This window comes from Rubrilithobacter danxiaensis (assembly GCF_047272945.1).
GTDB lineage: Bacteria > Bacteroidota > Bacteroidia > Sphingobacteriales > Sphingobacteriaceae > Rubrolithibacter > Rubrolithibacter danxiaensis.
The window spans coordinates 218,682-235,308 of the sequence record NZ_JBKOPS010000003.1 but is presented as its reverse complement, the minus strand read 5'-3'; the positions used below and the strand labels follow the sequence as shown (position 1 = coordinate 235,308).

Below are 16,627 nucleotides of genomic sequence, written 5' to 3'. Positions count from 1 at the left end.
TTGATGGATAAGGAACCGCTTTCTTTTTTAGGAAGGGGATGGAGTTTCCCTCCGGCTTTTTCTAAAAGCAGCAATGCTTTATTGATGACACAGGACGAGGATGATATCAATAAGAGCCTGGAAATCTTACTGTCCACCGCCATCGGCGAGCGTTTCCTTCAGCCTGAATACGGTTGTAACCTGGAAGATTATGTGTTTGAGGCAATGAATGCTGCAACCGAAACAGCCATTAAAATAACGGTAAAAAATGCTATCCTTCTTTTTGAACCGCGAATTAGGCTGCTTACTATTAAGATGATAACTGATTTTCTTACTGAAGGAAGGTTAGATATTTCAATTGATTACGAGGTGATTACTACTAATTCAAGGTTTAACCTGGTGTATCCGTTCTACCTGAATGAAGGCAACAATAAATCGGCATGAGCAGCAAGGCTATTGATTATAAAGTTATCTTGAAACGCGACGGCCAGGCGCAACAGGAAAGGATGCCACCCTGGCTTGATCCGGCTTTGATTAAAATCGACCCCCGAAAAGAGGAAGATTTTTATAATTATGCCCGCTCGCTTGCTTCCGGAATTAAATTTTATGATGCCGATATGCTAGCCGAAAATGGCACCTGGGCTGACTTTTTTAGCCTCAGTTTTAAAGAAATTGAGAATTTAGCATCCAAAGCTTCCGTTCCTTCTCATCTTGCCCTGTGGCAGAGCTTTCAAAAATTATATGGGCTCCCGCAGGAACTTTTAAACGGGATCACTAAACGCCATCTGGATTTTTACTATGGGGAAGTGCTGAAACTGCAGGTAAAATCTCCTGTTCCGGACAAAGCACATGTTATATTTGAATTAAAGAAGAATACAGCAGATACGCTGCTGCCTGCGGGCACTGTACTGCTTGCCGGAAAAGACGAGAAGAAACAGGACCTGCATTACCGGCTTATGCACGATATCGTTGTGAACCAATCAAAAGTAGCTGCATTGAAATCTCTCTATATAAATCCGGCAAATAAGAACTTTATTCATTTCGCACCGGTTGCTAATTCTGCCGACGGGCTGGGGGGCGAACTGGATAAGAACAATCTAAAATGGCAGCCTTTAGGCTATGCAGGTTTGCCATTAGCCCAGATTGGTTTTTGCCTCGCCAGCCCGGTGCTTAATATGAAGGAAGGAGAAAGGGAGATAATGGTAAAACTAACACTCCGTAATCTCCCGGAAATTACTAAAAATGAAGCACTCACCAGTAATCTTTTTACTATTAGCCTTACCGGCGAAAAAGGATGGATAGGCCCCAAAGCAGCCTCGGCAAAGGTTTCTTCTCCCGATAATATTACTTTTACGCTTACGTTTTCTATCATCCTCAGAAATGATGAACCTGCTATTGCGCCTTACCAAATAGAAATCCACGGGCATCGTTTAGAAACAGTACACCCGGCCTTACAGGTACTTTTGAATAATGAAAAAGCTGATTTTAGCTATCAGGCATTGTCGGCAGCCGAGTTGATAGACGCCACGATAGAAGTGAGCGTACAAGGCATTAAAAACCTGCAGCTTGAAAACGATCAGGGTGCCCTGGATTCAAAAAAACCATTTCTGCCCTTTGGCGCTTCTCCGGCGGTAAATGCCGGTTTTTCCATCGGGTATGATGAATCCTTTTCCAAGCGCTTAAAAGAGTTTTCCATAGATGTAGAATGGAAAAATATCCCCTCAGGAAATCTAGGAAGCTACTTTTCTGATTACCCCGGCTTAAATAAGAATAACAATTTTACCGCTTCAGCCGCTTTTAAAGACGGCTCTTCCTGGGAACAGAAAGCGGGAACTATTAACCTTTTTAACGCGGCGAATGCACAATCCGCTACTACCTGGCGTTTTGTAAACCCTGATTTTCCTGTAAAAGTCCCAATCTTAAAAATTCCGGATATAGCCATACGCCCCCAACTGCGGACCGGAACTTCGTTAAGCCAGTCGGTAAGCAGCAACCTTGGACAACTTGTCCCGGCATTTGCGCCCCTTCAATTAAAAGCTGGCTCTTTCGCCGTTCAGCCTTATTTGAGTTTTTTGTTTCAGCCGATGTTGCTGCCTTACAGGGAAGCCCCGAAAGGAAGGCTAAGCCTTCGTTTGCACCATACCTTTTTCTTTAAAGAATACCGCGAAAAATACACAGCAGAAATTTTGCGGTACAGCAAAAATGGAGGTACGTTGAACCTTCCTGCAGAGCCTTTTGCTCCGGAAATGCTTTCAATCGCTTTGAACTATACCGCTACTACTGTTAAAACCCCTTTTTCGGGAACAACACTGAACGATTTTGTGGACGAGGATATTGAATTTTTCCAGTATGGCGCTTTCGGGCAGATGAGGGAACACGCTTACTCGCGGAGCTGTCATCCATTTTTAAATAATACTTCCGTAAAGCTTTTACCTGAGTATACCTGTGAAGGCGAGTTTTTTATTGGTTTTGAGGGGTTAAAGGCTGAAGATGCTGCCTGTGTGCTTTTTGAAGCGGCAGAAGGAAGTGCCAATCCGGATAAACCAAAGGTGAACCTAAGCTGGAGCGTACTCTGCGATAATTATTGGAAAATGCTTACAAACGAAGATTTTATCTTCGATACAACGAACGCCCTGCTTACCAGCGGTGTCATTAAATTTGTTATTCCCAGGGAAGCAACCACAGGCAATACGTTGATGCCCGATGGTCTGCTCTGGATAAAAGCTTCCGCCAGTAAAGATAGTGACGGTGTTTGCAATCTTACTGATGTACAGGCGAATGCCGCCATTGCCGAGTTTGAAGGTCGGGATAACGATACAGGCCACCTGGCTAAAGCGCTTCCGGCCGGTACGATAAACAAGCTGGAGCCTGAGAATGGCGCTATTAAATCGGTAAAACAGGCTTATGCCTCTTTCGGAGGACAAATGCAGGAGCAGGATTCAGCGTATTATATCCGCGTTGCGGAAAGGCTGCGCCATAAGGAACGAAGCATCGCAAATTGGGATTATGAGCGGCTCATCCTTCAGTATTTTCCGCGGATTTATAAAGTGAAGTGCATTAATCACGCTTCTGAAACGTCTTTTTACGAACCGGGGCATACGCTTATAATCGTGATTCCGGATCTGACGAATAAAAATGCAGCTGACCCTTTCCGGCCTAAAACCGATAAAAATACCCTGGATACTATTTATAATTTCCTCGTTAAACACTCCTCCGCTTGGGTAACGCATCACGTATCTAACCCTTATTATGAACCTGTAAAAGTCTCGGTGCGCATTAAACTAAAAGCCGGATTCGAGTTTAATTTTTATGAAAAAGTGATCAGTCAGCGTTTGCAGGAGTTTTTATCGCCCTGGATTAGCAGTAGTGCTTCCAGCAGCCTCCATTTTGGAGGCAAGGTAAGCCTGTCGATGATTGTGAAATTTCTGGAAGATATGGAATTTGTAGATTTTATTGCCGACCTGAAACTATTCCACTGGAAATACGGCGATGTGGATTTCGGGAACAGCACTGGCATTGCCGAAGCATCAAATCCTGCTGCTATCCTGGTTTCTCATCATCGTCATGAAATTATTAATTATTGATCGTCAGTGCCCGATGTAATCACATTATCAGCTAAAAAAGTGCCTGAGCCTGCCTTTAATTACGAAATGCTCAGAAAGATAGGCATTGGACATATTGAAAAAACAGCATCTGCCATCTGGACAGATTACAATGTACACGATCCGGGAATTACCACCCTCGAATTTTTATGCTACGCCATTACCGACCTGAGTTTTCGTTCCACATTTTCTATCCCCGACCTGCTGGCAACTGAAACGGATACTGTTAAAAATATACATGAGCATTTTCTATCAGCAGAAAAAATCTTCCCTAATAAACCGGTAACGGTAAATGATTACAGGAAATTATTAATTGATATTGAAGGAATAAAAAACGCCTGGATTTCCAAAGCTGACATAAACATTTTTGCCGATTTAATTGAAAAAAAACTTCAGCATCAGCCACAAAGCCATCGCTGGGAGCAGGTTGCAGTAAAAGGGTTTTATGATGTGCTGATTGAATTTGATGAGGACGTTTTACCCGAAAATAAGGAAGCGCTTAAAGCTGAAGCCAGAAAGATTTTAATGGCTAATCGTAACCTATGTGAAGATTTTAGCGGCATAAATGAAATAAATAACCAGGAGTTTAGGTTGTGCGGGGAGTTTGAAATTTCGCCGGGGGCTGACGAAGTAGAAACCTTGGCTGCTGTTTTTTTCAATATTCAGTCTTACCTGAATCCCTTGGTAAAATTTTATGGGCTGCAACAGTTACTGGATGAAAAATATCAGCCTGATAAAATTTTTGAAGGCCCGCTGCTGAATCATGGATTTATAAAAGAAGAAGAGCTGATAAATGCCGGCCTGAAAAGCGAACTCCGTCTGAGCGATATTATGCAGCAGGTTTTACAGGTAAACGGAATACTTGCCATTACCGATATTATTTTCAGCCCTGTTAGCCAGTCAACATTGCCTACGAGTAAATGGATAGTTGCTGTAGAGAACAGCTGCCAGCCGAAAATATCTGTTTCAAGCTCGAATGTGCTGGTTTACAAAAACGGTATGCCAATCCGGGTTCCGATGGATAAGGTAAAACTTCGCTTTGATGAGTTGATGGCGCAATATATCATCGGGAATGAGCATGTTGTTACAGCAAACCTTGATTTTGAAATCGGAGCCTACCGTAATATCAGGGATTATTATTCTATTCAAAATCATTTTCCTAAAAACTACGGAATAAGTCACTGGGGGCTCCCTGATGATGCACCTGCAGAAAGAAAAATGCAGGCCAGACAACTTCAGGGTTATCTGTATTTTTTCGATCAGCAGTTGGCCAATTATCTTGCACAGTTAGCTAATATTCGCAGCCTTTTTTCTTTGGATGATGAAAAGCAAACGTATTTTACGCAACTGGCAGCCGGGTTTAAAGAATCAAAAAACCTGTTTGTTGATTTTGATCCCATCACAAATTCCCTCGATAAGGTAAAGCAAAAGGTTCAGTTGGCAGCTGAACAACCAGGCTCTGCTGCCTTTTTTGAAAGAAGGAACTTGTTCCTCGACCACTTGCTATCACGTTTTGCCGAATCTTTTTTTGATTATGTAAGTGTTTTAAATTCTCTTTTTCCTGTTAATCAGCAGGAAATTGTTGATGTTAAAACTGCTTTTTTAAAACACTATCCGGAATACAGCAGCCGGCGTTTTACTGGCCCTGATTACAGCCAGCCGATGAACGGCGCCATCAGCGGCTTGCAGATGAGGCTTGAACGTTTGCTCGGCCTTAAAGAAGATATGTTCCTGGTAGAGCACACGTTGTTGTTACCCCAACAACCCATTCCACAATCTCCGCCTTTATCACCGCCACAGCCGGAAGAAGACAAGGGCTTTATGCCGGTTTGCATTGATGAAAATTGCGGGGATTGCAATTCACTTGATCCATACTCTTTCAGGCTTAGTATCGTTCTTCCGGCGTATTCGACACGCTTTTTAAATATGGATTTCAGGCGTTATTGCGAGCGTATTATCAGAATGGAAACTCCTGCCCACCTTTTTCCGAAGATTTGCTGGGTAAACAACGAGCAACTCCAACAATTTAAAACCGCTTATAGCAAATGGCTCGAAGTAAAAGCAGGTACGATTGCTGATACTGATAAAAAAATTCTGGAAGATTTTATTTCCATTCTAACTACTCTGAAGAATGTGTATCCGCCAGCCCGTCTGGAAGATTGCAAAAGCAACCAGGAACGGAAGTTTTTCTTATTGAACCAAAACGTTTTAGGAACGCTTAAAACATAAAATCATGGGCAATGTATTAACCGGCATAAGTAAAGACAATACCGGCTTTACTATTTTCGAAAACGACCAGGTACTTACTGCCGATCAGCTGAACGATTTATTTAATTACCTGGACGTACAAACCCGGCTTACCCGTACAAAAGCTATCGGTGTAGGCATAATATGCGGTCTCGAAATCGGGCTTATAGAAAATAAACGTATGGTGCTTTCTAAGGGCGCAGCTATTACTACCGACGGCGACCTGCTTCATTTGGATGCCGATCAGGAGTTTAACCAATTCAGTTTGTTTGAGGATGTAAATGCAAAATACCCATACTTCCGGGCATTGAATGAGGAACTGATCCCCCTATATGAACTTAGAAACAACGAAACGGATAATGTATCACCCGGAAATGATATTTCTGTTTTTGAAGAGATAAGCGGCACATTGCTTAAAGATTATGCGGGAATACTTTATGTGGAAGACTATCAAAACGATCCTGATGTTTGTACCGGTACCGATTGTGATAATAAAGGACGGGAAGCAGTGAAAAACCTGAAAGTTTTGCTGGTACATAAAAGCAACATGGCTATCCTGTTGCAAAGCCTTCCTGCCACCAATAAAGATTATTTTGGATTAGAAGATATTCGTATTCCCCGGGTTATCCTACGGCCTGGTATTACTACCTATGCGGGCCTTAATGCAGCTTTCAACGAGGCTTTTATAATAAAAGATGATATAAAGAGTAAGTTGCAGAAAGCATACCAGGCCTGCAAGCCGATTGTTGAAGATGAATTTGAAGGAGGCGATCCAACTTCCGAATGGAATGCCTTGCTGGATGAGCATTTTAAAATTGCTTCTTCAATTTATGCTCAGTATTTGTATAATTTTATCCGCGACCTCAGTTACGCATATAATGAATTAAGGGAAACACTTTTTTCGGAAGATACCATCTGTTGCCCCGATGTGGATATTTTCCCAAAGCATGTGTTGCTCGGGCTGGTAAAAACTGCGGCAATCCGAGATCCTGTACCGCCTTTAAGCCCTCCGGTAGCTCCCTTGTTCACTGGCATAAGAAATTTTAATTCCCGCTTAACAAGCCTTATCCGTTTTGATATTAGTTCCTTGATCAGGCGTTTTCATCCGGTTCATATTGATCCCGAGTTCCGGCATCGTTTCTATGAATCGCCCGTTTTAAATAAGAAAGACGAGGATAGCCGGCAAACTCGGTTTGGCTTTATGCGGATTCATGCAATGATCAAAAATTTTAAAGTACCTGTTGCCGAAGAGTTACAAAGTATTGATCAGGCATTAAAAATTACACCAGGCTTTAATGAAGATAAGCCCTTAGGCAGCCGGAGTCTTCCGTTTTATTACCGTTATAATGCAGATCTTCCTATCAACCTGTACTGGAATTATGAAGCCAATATCCGAAAGAAAGAAAATCAGATTTACTCGTATTCATCCGGCCGGTACGCCAGTGACCCCGCCGTGCTTACGCCCCTGCTTTTCAATATCCTGCCTTTTGATTTTTTCAGGATAGAAGGCCATATCGGATTTCAAAGGGCAGTAGTGGAGCGTACCCTTACTAATTTAATCCTCCAAAACAACCTGCCGATAAATATTCAATCGGTTCAGGTTGAACTAAAAGCTGAAACGATACCCACCAGGCCCTGGTTTTTTCCGCAGGTACATCTTTACGAGAACTTTGTACGCAATACCCTGCACGACCACATGAACCAGGTAGAGTTGTTTCATGCTAACCTGGCACAGGATGTAAGTGATGCGGACGAGGCAAAACCCGCCATTGTTGCTTCCATAAACAGTTTCGCAAATGCGAAAAACAAAGTAATGACAGATAAGCCTATCTCCGATCCGGAATTTGACGTAGCTTCCTATAAAGCGGATGTGCAAAACGTTATCACGGCCGCGTCTGATGTAAAAAAGCTAACCCAGAAGTTTACGTTTTCCAATACCGCGCCCCCGCATGATTTTATTATAAATACCGATGTTTTGCATAAAGCCGATCTGCTTGATGACCTGCTTAAACAACACATTGATCACAAAAAAGAGGGTTTAATGCTTACTAATTTTCTGTCGCAAAACCCGGGACTGGAGCATGCAGGCGGTGTTCTCCGGGGAGGTACTTTTGTACTGGTTTATACTTCGGATGACGATAAAGTGGTTGCTGATTTTATGCTTCCCTATGCAAGTATTGATAAGGATATTGTACCAAACCCACCTGTTATTAAACCCCTGCCCCTGCCCGAAAAACCTAAATTTGACCTGCCGAAGCTGTTCGAGATTGAGCCGCACTATATCAAAGAGTTTGATAAAAGGATTGCACCTTATGCAAGGGTTACAGATATAGACAGTAAAGTAGATAGTAAATTTAACGATGTTGAAGCAAAATTTGATTTGAAACTGGCGGTAAGGGATACGAAGATAGCCGATCTCGAACCTCGTTTTAATAGCTTTGACGAAAGGTTAAAGAGCAATACTACTTTGTTTGATAAAGTATTTACTGCCGGCTTAAATACCCGCCCCAATACCGGGTTGGTTGTGGGTGGGAAGGATCTCTCGGCACAGGTAAAGGACCTTCAGGCGAAGCAACGTGAGCTGGAAGCCCTTAGCCCTGAGGATCCAGGCAGGCAGGCGAAGGAAGCTGAGTTTCTAAATTCGGCAGAAGCTTTAACAAATGAATTGAACAAGCCTGAAATTACAAATGATGCTAATAATGCTATTGTTGTTAAGAGTGTCCTTTCGGATATCCATTCAGGTACTAACCTGATACGGAACGATGCCCTGAAATCAAAAGCGACTGATATCACAAACGTCGCCAATACCATTAATAAAGGCTTTGGAGTAATTCGTTGAAATGGTTAATATACTGATCAGGAAGCAATTATTCAGCGTTAAAGTATCCGGCGAGCAGCAGGCGTTTAACATCAGAGAGACCTTATCCGGGTCTGTACAAACTGCTTTTCAGGATATGTTGGAACGCCTCTTTCAATCCAGTCTTTCTTCTGATAGTTACCTTGTTTTTGAAAAGCTACAGGTAGATATGGGGCGTTTACCTGAAGAGGGTTTTGAAAAGCATTTTACTGCACTTCTTGAAACAAAACTTCTTGCAGAGCTGAAAAAGCAATTGTTTCAATCTCCGCAAATGGGTTCAGCCGAAGTTTCTGATTTTTCAATAAAAGTGAGTTCTGATATTGAGGGAGACTTTAATGCTTTATGTTGCTTTCTGGAAACAGGCCTTTATCCCTGGTGGTACCAATCTCCCGACTTAAAAATGCCACAGCAATTAATCGGAAATTTAGCAGCCCGGGATATAGAAAGGTTTATCCTGAGAATCATCTCTGTTTATAAAAACGACCCAGATCGGGCAGGCAGAATAACCGACCGGCTTTTCATTCATGTAGGTTCAAGGGCCGAAGCGTTGGTAGAGGCTTTTATTAAATTTTTTAACAGTACAGCCAAAATAAACTTGCAGAATCTGTTGAAAAACAGGGATGAGCTTATAAATAGTTGCGCTATTCCTGTTCAGGACTTTTATAAGCAGCTGTTTTATTTTTTGCTGGCCGCGGATATCGATAATGAAAAGAACCTGATGCAAAAGTTTATCCTGGAATTGCAGGAATTTAAAAATAAGTGGGGCGGAATTAAGGAAAGGAAAAGTTCACAGGAAAAAAATAGAGTAAAAAAAGAAGAACAGGGTGGATTATTGACTCGGGAAGACGTTTATATTACCAATGCTGGCTTAATATTACTGCATCCCTTTCTGCAGCCTTTGTTCCTGACCCTCGGGTTGATTGATTCCCAAAATCAGTTTAAAACTATGGGCGCAGCTAAAAAAGCGACCGTTTTGTTGTATTACCTGCAAAACGGCACATTGGAATATATAGAATGGGAAATGGCTTTTAATAAGATTATTTGTGGTTTGCAACTGGATGAAGTAATCCCTGAAAATATTATTTTATCCGGCTATGAGATGCAGGAGTGCAATACCTTGCTTCAAACCGTGGCGGATTATTGGGAAGCGTTAAAAGGAGCCAGTGTGGAAGCGCTGCAAAATACTTTTTTAATACGGCCCGGAAAAATAGTGTGGAGGGAAGGGTACTGGCTTTTGCAGGTAGAACGTACAGGTGTAGACGTTTTGCTCGAACGCCTGCCCTGGAGTTTTAATACCGTTAAACTCCCCTGGTTGGAAACATTGATCTATACAGAATGGTAGTTGCAGTAAAAAACGCCGGTAAGAGCCTGTATTCTTTGAATGCTACCGCTCTTTTAAACGAGATAGAATGGTTCAATGTACTACTGGAAACCCGGATAAAACTTCATTTCGGAGAGGAAACAGCTTACGGAAGTATCTTTGAAATCCCTCCTCCTGATATAGAAAAGAATGAGTCTGTATATGCTGAATTTATCCGTTTTTACCGGCTTTCATTTGCCGAACGGGTTGTCCTGATGCTGGCCTTGCTTCCGCATATTCATCCGCAGTTACTCGACGCATTTTTTATACGGAATACTGAAACTGAGAGAGGATTTACAGAATTTGGCGGACTAAAAGGTCTATCGCATGGCGGGTTTCTGCCTACAGGAGAAACAGCGTTGTTTTTACTTGCCGGAAACGATTTAAGTATGCGCTTCAAAGTACAGCAATTATTTGATGCCGGCCACGTGTTTAAACAGCATACAATTCTATACCTGTCGCCACCACCGGCAAACGAACCTTTCTTTTCAGGACAATTATTGATAAATGATGAGTATGTTGATTTCTTTACCGGAGGCAAGCTCAGAAAGCCAATCTTTAGTATAGATTTTCCTGCAAAAAGAATAAGTGCTTCATTAAATTGGGAAGATCTTATCCTTGATCCGCATACTGAAAGCCAATTGAATGAGATAAAAATATGGCTCGAACACGGCGGAAAGTTGCTAAATGAATGGGGGATGAAAAACCGGCTGAAGCCCGGATATAAAGCCTTGTTTTACGGGCCTCCCGGAACGGGTAAAACATTAACAGCCGGACTATTAGGAAAATTAGCTGATGTAGATGTATATCGGGTAGATTTATCGATGGTAATTTCGAAGTACATAGGCGAAACAGAGAAAAATCTCGAAAAAGTTTTTGCAAAAGCAGAAAATAAAAACTGGATCTTGTTTTTTGATGAGGCAGACGCTTTATTTGGCAAGCGCACTTCCATTGCCGATGCGCACGATAAATATGCAAACCAGGAGATCGCTTACCTGCTTCAGCGGTTGGAAGATTATAACGGGCTGGTTATACTTTCGTCCAATATGCGTAGCAATGTTGATGAAGCTTTTGGGCGAAGGCTGCAATCTGTAATTCACTTCCCTGTTCCTAAACATGCTGAGAGGCTGGCTTTATGGAAGCAATCGTTTAGTAAACAATGTGTGCTGGAAGACACTGTTGACCTGGAATGCATCGCTGGGAAATTTGAATTAGCCGGAGGTTCAATTATCAATGTGGTGCAATATGCATCTTTGATGGCTTTGCAGCGAAATGAAAATACAATCAGGAAGCAGGACATTCTGGAGGGGATAAAAAAGGAATTCAGGAAGGAAGGCAAAACTGTTTGAGCAATTACCGTAAAAGGAAAAGATGTGATGGAATCTGAAAAAGCAGGGCGGGAGCACGCAGGTAAAGTTCCGGCGGCTCAACCCTCTTCCGTAATTCAAAGAAAATGTACTGCATGCCAGGAAGAGGAAGATCATCTTCAAAGAAAATCGTCAGCTCAGGCTACCCGGCCAAGAGCAGCCACAACAGCCAGTGACGAACTAAGTAGCAGGATTGAAACGGCTAAAATTGGTGGAACTGCCTTATCCACAAGTACTCTCAGTTTTATGGAAAGCCGTTTCAATGCCGATTTCTCCGGTGTCCGCATCCATACTAATAGTGATGCTGTGCAACTATCAGAAGAATTGAATGCCCATGCTTTTACTGTTGGCAATGATATTTATTTTAATGCAGGAAACTACTCACCCGAAACTACTGAGGGGAAAAAATTGTTAGCACACGAACTGACCCATACGTTACAACAAAAAGCTGCTATCCGCCCAAAAACTATCCAACGGGCATGTCACGATAAGGATAATCCTTCCAAAACATTTAAACCATGCCCTGAAGGTGCAAAAGATGTAGGGCGCCAAGCACAAGATCAAAAGAATACGTTAGATTCAAAGGCTGAAGCCATTATAAAAACTGCCGCAGGAAAAGGTGATTCAAAAGATAAAGCCATACAGGTAGTAAATGATATTATCTGTGCTTACATGCCCGGCCAGGCTTCAAAGGTTAGAAAGATAAGCTACTTCAGTTCAGAAGATGGATTGAATACGCAAAGTGTAGGTTCGGGAACTAAGGCACAAGGCGATATCTGTGTCGGCGACAGTTTTTTAAACGGTACCAACAAGGCGAATTTTGCCAGAAGGGTTTTGCAGGTTGCCCATGAATTGGAGCATATTGAGCAATACCGGACAGGGCTTGCCGGGCACAAGAATCAGCATGAACGTGAATTTCTTGCTTTTTATCACGAAGCGCTTGCAGATGAATTTATTGGAACCAAACGCTTGCACGATTCTATGAGGCGAGCTTTAATAGACGGAGCTTTGGGGTATTATAATTGTCTTTCTGCAGAGTTGAAAAAGAAATATGGATCATACCAGCAACAGCTTTTAACAAGGAGAAAAACAGTGAACGGAACTGCCGGAAACGAATCGACAGAACCACCCAAAACCTGTAAAACGCAGTAAATGTACAAATGAAGGAAACACCTTTGCTATCTCTTACTCAACCAGTTCCTGCTACAGCTTTGGCTGGGCCGACCACACCGGACGCAACAGTTTTGAAAGAGAAAAGGATGCCTCTGTCTGGAAGCTCTTTAGCGCAAAGAAAATGTTCTCACTGTGAGGAAGAAGAAAAGACTCTTTCATCTAAACCGGTACAACGAAAATTAACTGTTGGTGCACCCGACGATGAATTTGAGAAGGAAGCAGACAGAGCAGCTGAAACAATTATGAGGATGCCGCAATCTTCCTTTTTGCAACGTAAATGTGCTGCTTGTGAAGAAGATGAAAAGGAACAGAAGGAATCTCCGGCAGATTTTATCCAAAAGAAAGAAGCAGATCGAAAGCTATCAGCTATTGGCGATACTATTCAGCGTAAAAAGTACAATGGGAAAGACGATGCCGGCTTTTATGAAATTGATGATAAAACCTGCACCTTTAATTATCATCAGGATTGGTATTTTGAGTTTGGGGATTCGTTAGAAGCTTCCAAACAGGCAGCTTATATGGCTTCTGGAAAAAGGCAGGTAGAGAACGGATGGTCAAAAAAATACCAGCTTATTGCTGATAATAAAAGCTGTGCCTGTGGTTCAAAAGGCTTCTCCGTTGATGTGAAGCTAAATACTTTAAATCAGAAACGGGAAGGAAAACACGGGTATACAATAGCTGTGGAAAAAGACAGAGAGCGCTCGGTCACTAATCCTGTAACCACTAAAATAAAAATGGCATTGGATGCTGATACCCCTAAGTATGTAGGCGGAGCCGCTAATATGGATGTTATGTCGCATGAGTTTGGCCATACCATTGATCTCTCTGATGAATATAACTGGTGGGCGGCCCTTTGGGGAGTTCAGGGAAGTGGCGATAAATCTTCTCTGATGAACAGAGGCAATGACGTAAAACCCTGGCATTACCAGCATTTTGCTGATATTCTTAACCTGGAATTGGGCAATTGTACTTATTTCCCTGAAGGAAGCGTTGAAAATTCTTCATTAAGTGAGCCGGTAGCTCAGATTGGGCTTACAACGGGTGCCTTCTTTAAAAACGCTACGCTCGACAGATCAAAAGCGGAATTTATAATCGGATTACATATTGATCGTCGGGCTGGTAATAATGCTGTGTTAGGCCTTTTTTATCCAACACTTGGTTTTGATACTTATTTGAACGTTAAAACCAATCAGCTTACTATGGGGCCAACTACGGGACTGCATTTGAGTAGAATTCAACACCCATTGTATTTAGATATGAGTACAGGATTACTGTTTACGCCAGAAAATGATAAAGAGGCTGTTAAGTTGAATATTCCTTTATCAGTTACTCTGGGCCTCAGAAGTAAAGGGTTTAATGCCGGAATTAATTATACGCCCATGTTTGATTTATTAAACAGTGGCAAGTACAGCCATATTATTGGTTTAAACTTTCAAGTGGATTTGTGAAAGATGTAATCTCTGCAGACTCAGCAACTTTTCCTGCTGCGCATAACTCAATCCCTTTATCTGTAACTCAAAGCTTTTCTTTTCCGGTTAAGAAGATTCAGCGCAAATTAACCGTTGGTGCACCCGACGATGAATTTGAAAAAGAAGCAGACAGAGCAGCTGAAACAATTATGCGGATGCCGCAACCTTCTTTTTTGCAACGTAAATGTGCTGCTTGTGAAGAAGATGAAAAATTAAACCGGAAACCTTTAACTTCTTTTGTTTCATCCAGAGTTCAGCGTAAAGAATGGATACAAAAGGAAGACGATGTTCAGCTTCCACCAGATTTAACTCCGAATTCATCTTCTCATCTGTTAAAGCCGGAAGAGCTGCGATTGACAATGCCTTCATTGTCCGGTTTTAGCTCTTCTTCTCCAGCCTTTGATTATACGCTTTCAGACCCTGCGGGTTCTATCGACTGGTTTGCTATGAACCAGCCCTTCTGGAACCGTGCTGCTGGGAATATGCCCGATAGAGACAGGCTTGCAATCGAAAAACACTGGACTTATTCTTTTAATATGTTTCGTGCTATTGGTGCTACTCCTGAAAAAGCCATCCGGTTTTCAAATATATTGGTTCCGATGGCGATTGATTCTTCACTTAAAAGGGACAATTCTACCTGGTGGGAGCGGACAGATTCAGAACTTGGAACTTCATCCAAAATTTTTAGTCCAACAATCTTCCGGTTTGATCTGGACAACCTGTTCAGAACATTTCGGCCGGCCTGGGATTCGTCAAATACCTATCGTATTCAACGAAAAACAGGAACGGAAACATGCGGTACTTTTATAAGTAATGAACTACAGAATCGGATAGAATCATGCAGAGGAAAGGGGGGTGCATTGGATGAATCCTCTAAGAGTTTTATGGAACATGCCTTTAATGCCGACTTTTCAGGCATTAATATTCATTCCGATTCAGAATCTGCCAAACTAACCCAGGAACTAAATGCGCAGGCGTTTACGGTAGGCAGTGATATTTATTTTAATGAAGGAAAATACGCTCCTGCCTCGGCGGATGGGAAGGCGCTCCTGGCCCATGAACTGACACATACCATACAGCAAAACGCTGTAATGCCGCTTCTTCAAAGGAAAACTCCCGGGAGGCATCCAGGTGACTTTGAGAAATGTATAAGCCAGAAGGATAGGGTGCTTCCGCCTGCTACCGGACTTATAGAACAAATAAATCGGGAAGTACAGTTAGATACGATGCTGGGTACAGAAAGAACGTTGCTTGAAGAACAGGTAAAGTTAGATGAAGAAGCCCGAAAATTTGTTTGTGAGGCAGGTGTTCCGGCTCTGGCAGCGCTATACGACACCCGAAATGCAGGTATAAAGCTGGAGGCAGATTGTGCCCGGAGAGCCTTAATGAATCATCCGGAACATTATTCTTTTAGTAATTTAAACAAACCAAGAGAAGAAGTTATTCCTGTAGCTTATGCTTCTTTTGCAAATTCCACTCCGCTTGTTCTTGCTGATACCGGTAAAACTGTTTCTGTTGATCCCGGCCGTCAGTTACGTATTATTTCTGAAACGCCTTCAGAGAAAGGGCTGCTTGTAAGAGTAATTTCAGGATCGCAGCATTGCATGGAAGGATATATAAAAACAAACCGGCTTGAAGAAGCAAAGGCTACAAGTTTAAAAGATACCGGAAAAGTTATCCTTGTTTTTGTACAAAATCCCGAACGTCTGGGAGAAAACCTGCTTGAAATAAAAACCGGCCTTTCTGTACGGGATACAAAATTACAGGTTGATGAAGGAAATGGAAAAAATCATTTATTTAAAATACCTCGAAATACTCATTTTACATTGGGAAGCGAAGATTTGCATACTGCTACACACTTTATGGCTCATATTCATTTTGAAACAGGACTTGAAATCTGGGGACTGATTCCAAAAAAAGATGTAACTACCGATACAAAGTTCAGAAGCTTACAACGCACATTTTTTGTAAGAGATGTAGGTTTATCGTTGGCAAATGCCCGCAAGTCAATATTTGTTGATCCTGTGAGCGGTACCTGTTCAGCAAAACATTTGCCCATTGAATTTTTTACCGGAAAGGATATTGCCAAAGGTATTTCAATTGCTGCCGCATGTGCAGGTAAACCTATTAGCGAAGTGCATATTGTTGGGCATGGTGGTGCTCATGGAATGGGCGGAACCGGAAATGCCGATGTTCAGAACGGAATTTATGTAGAACAGGTTTCGGTAAGTATGAGCAAATTAACAGCACTTACAGCTGCAGACTTTGTAAAAGCAACAAAAAATGCACTTGCCAATGATGTAAGAATTTGGCTGCATGCTTGCAGAACCGCCGAAACCCTGGACAAAAATGTTCCTGGTTTTGCTCAGCAACTGGGTAGATCCATCAGAGTTGAAGGTGAACATACTGCTTCTAAAGTAGGGGGCTTGTTGGGCCGCGGTCCGGCAAATAAAGGAATTGACCGTGTGTATCCGTTTATACTTTTCCCTTCGGGCGATAAGGAGTGGTTCCCAAAATAGAGGCAATATATCTCATTAAAAAATAAGTGTAATGCTGACTGTAGCAGAAAGCTT

At 42.2% G+C, this 16,627-nt stretch carries 9 protein-coding genes; all 9 read left to right on the top strand.

Features of this window, described 5'->3' with window-relative positions:
• Positions 1 to 3: 3 nt before the first annotated feature.
• The 9 genes from ACLCDL_RS05025 to ACLCDL_RS04985 all read left to right on the top strand — a co-directional run bounded on the left by ACLCDL_RS05025 (position 4) and on the right by ACLCDL_RS04985 (position 16,573).
• Complete coding sequence (locus ACLCDL_RS05025; RefSeq protein WP_423147181.1) at positions 4 to 423, top strand: GPW/gp25 family protein; 420 nt, start codon at positions 4 to 6, stop codon at positions 421 to 423.
• Entirely contained in the window at positions 420 to 3,563 is a 3,144-nt protein-coding gene (locus ACLCDL_RS05020) for a baseplate J/gp47 family protein (protein WP_423147180.1), read from the top strand. Before ACLCDL_RS05025 ends, ACLCDL_RS05020 begins: the two co-directional genes overlap by 4 nt.
• 66 nt (positions 3,564 to 3,629) lie before the next feature.
• Positions 3,630 to 5,810: a hypothetical protein gene (locus ACLCDL_RS05015; RefSeq protein WP_423147179.1), complete on the top strand. Its 2,181-nt coding sequence runs from the start codon at positions 3,630 to 3,632 to the stop codon at positions 5,808 to 5,810.
• 4 nt (positions 5,811 to 5,814) lie between these two features.
• Entirely contained in the window at positions 5,815 to 8,667 is a 2,853-nt protein-coding gene (locus ACLCDL_RS05010) for a hypothetical protein (RefSeq protein ID WP_423147178.1), read from the top strand.
• Between the two features lies 1 nt (position 8,668).
• Entirely contained in the window at positions 8,669 to 10,027 is a 1,359-nt protein-coding gene (locus ACLCDL_RS05005) for a contractile injection system tape measure protein (RefSeq protein WP_423147177.1), read from the top strand.
• Positions 10,021 to 11,394, top strand: a complete 1,374-nt coding sequence (locus ACLCDL_RS05000; protein WP_423147176.1) for an ATP-binding protein — start codon at positions 10,021 to 10,023, stop codon at positions 11,392 to 11,394. The genes ACLCDL_RS05005 and ACLCDL_RS05000 overlap by 7 nt, the downstream gene beginning before the upstream one ends.
• 27 nt (positions 11,395 to 11,421) lie before the next feature.
• Entirely contained in the window at positions 11,422 to 12,564 is a 1,143-nt protein-coding gene (locus tag ACLCDL_RS04995) for an eCIS core domain-containing protein (protein WP_423147175.1), read from the top strand.
• Between the two features lie 8 nt (positions 12,565 to 12,572).
• Positions 12,573 to 14,033, top strand: a complete 1,461-nt coding sequence (locus ACLCDL_RS04990) for a hypothetical protein (RefSeq protein ID WP_423147174.1) — start codon at positions 12,573 to 12,575, stop codon at positions 14,031 to 14,033.
• A complete protein-coding gene (locus ACLCDL_RS04985; RefSeq protein WP_423147173.1) occupies positions 14,030 to 16,573 on the top strand; it encodes an eCIS core domain-containing protein in 2,544 nt (847 codons plus the stop codon). The genes ACLCDL_RS04990 and ACLCDL_RS04985 overlap by 4 nt, the downstream gene beginning before the upstream one ends.
• The last annotated feature ends 54 nt before the right edge of the window (positions 16,574 to 16,627 follow it).

Excerpts from the sequence above, each read along its gene's own strand:
- ACLCDL_RS04995 (WP_423147175.1), top strand. The coding sequence starts at position 11,422 with ATGGAATCTGAAAAAGCAGGGCGGGAGCACGCAGGTAAAGTTCCGGCG.
- ACLCDL_RS05005 (WP_423147177.1), top strand. The coding sequence starts at position 8,669 with ATGGTTAATATACTGATCAGGAAGCAATTATTCAGCGTTAAAGTATCC.
- ACLCDL_RS05010 (WP_423147178.1), top strand. The coding sequence starts at position 5,815 with ATGGGCAATGTATTAACCGGCATAAGTAAAGACAATACCGGCTTTACT.
- ACLCDL_RS05020 (WP_423147180.1), top strand. The coding sequence starts at position 420 with ATGAGCAGCAAGGCTATTGATTATAAAGTTATCTTGAAACGCGACGGC.
- ACLCDL_RS05015 (WP_423147179.1), top strand. The coding sequence starts at position 3,630 with ATGCTCAGAAAGATAGGCATTGGACATATTGAAAAAACAGCATCTGCC.
- ACLCDL_RS04990 (WP_423147174.1), top strand. The coding sequence starts at position 12,573 with ATGAAGGAAACACCTTTGCTATCTCTTACTCAACCAGTTCCTGCTACA.
- ACLCDL_RS05000 (WP_423147176.1), top strand. The coding sequence starts at position 10,021 with ATGGTAGTTGCAGTAAAAAACGCCGGTAAGAGCCTGTATTCTTTGAAT.
- ACLCDL_RS05025 (WP_423147181.1), top strand. The coding sequence starts at position 4 with ATGGATAAGGAACCGCTTTCTTTTTTAGGAAGGGGATGGAGTTTCCCT.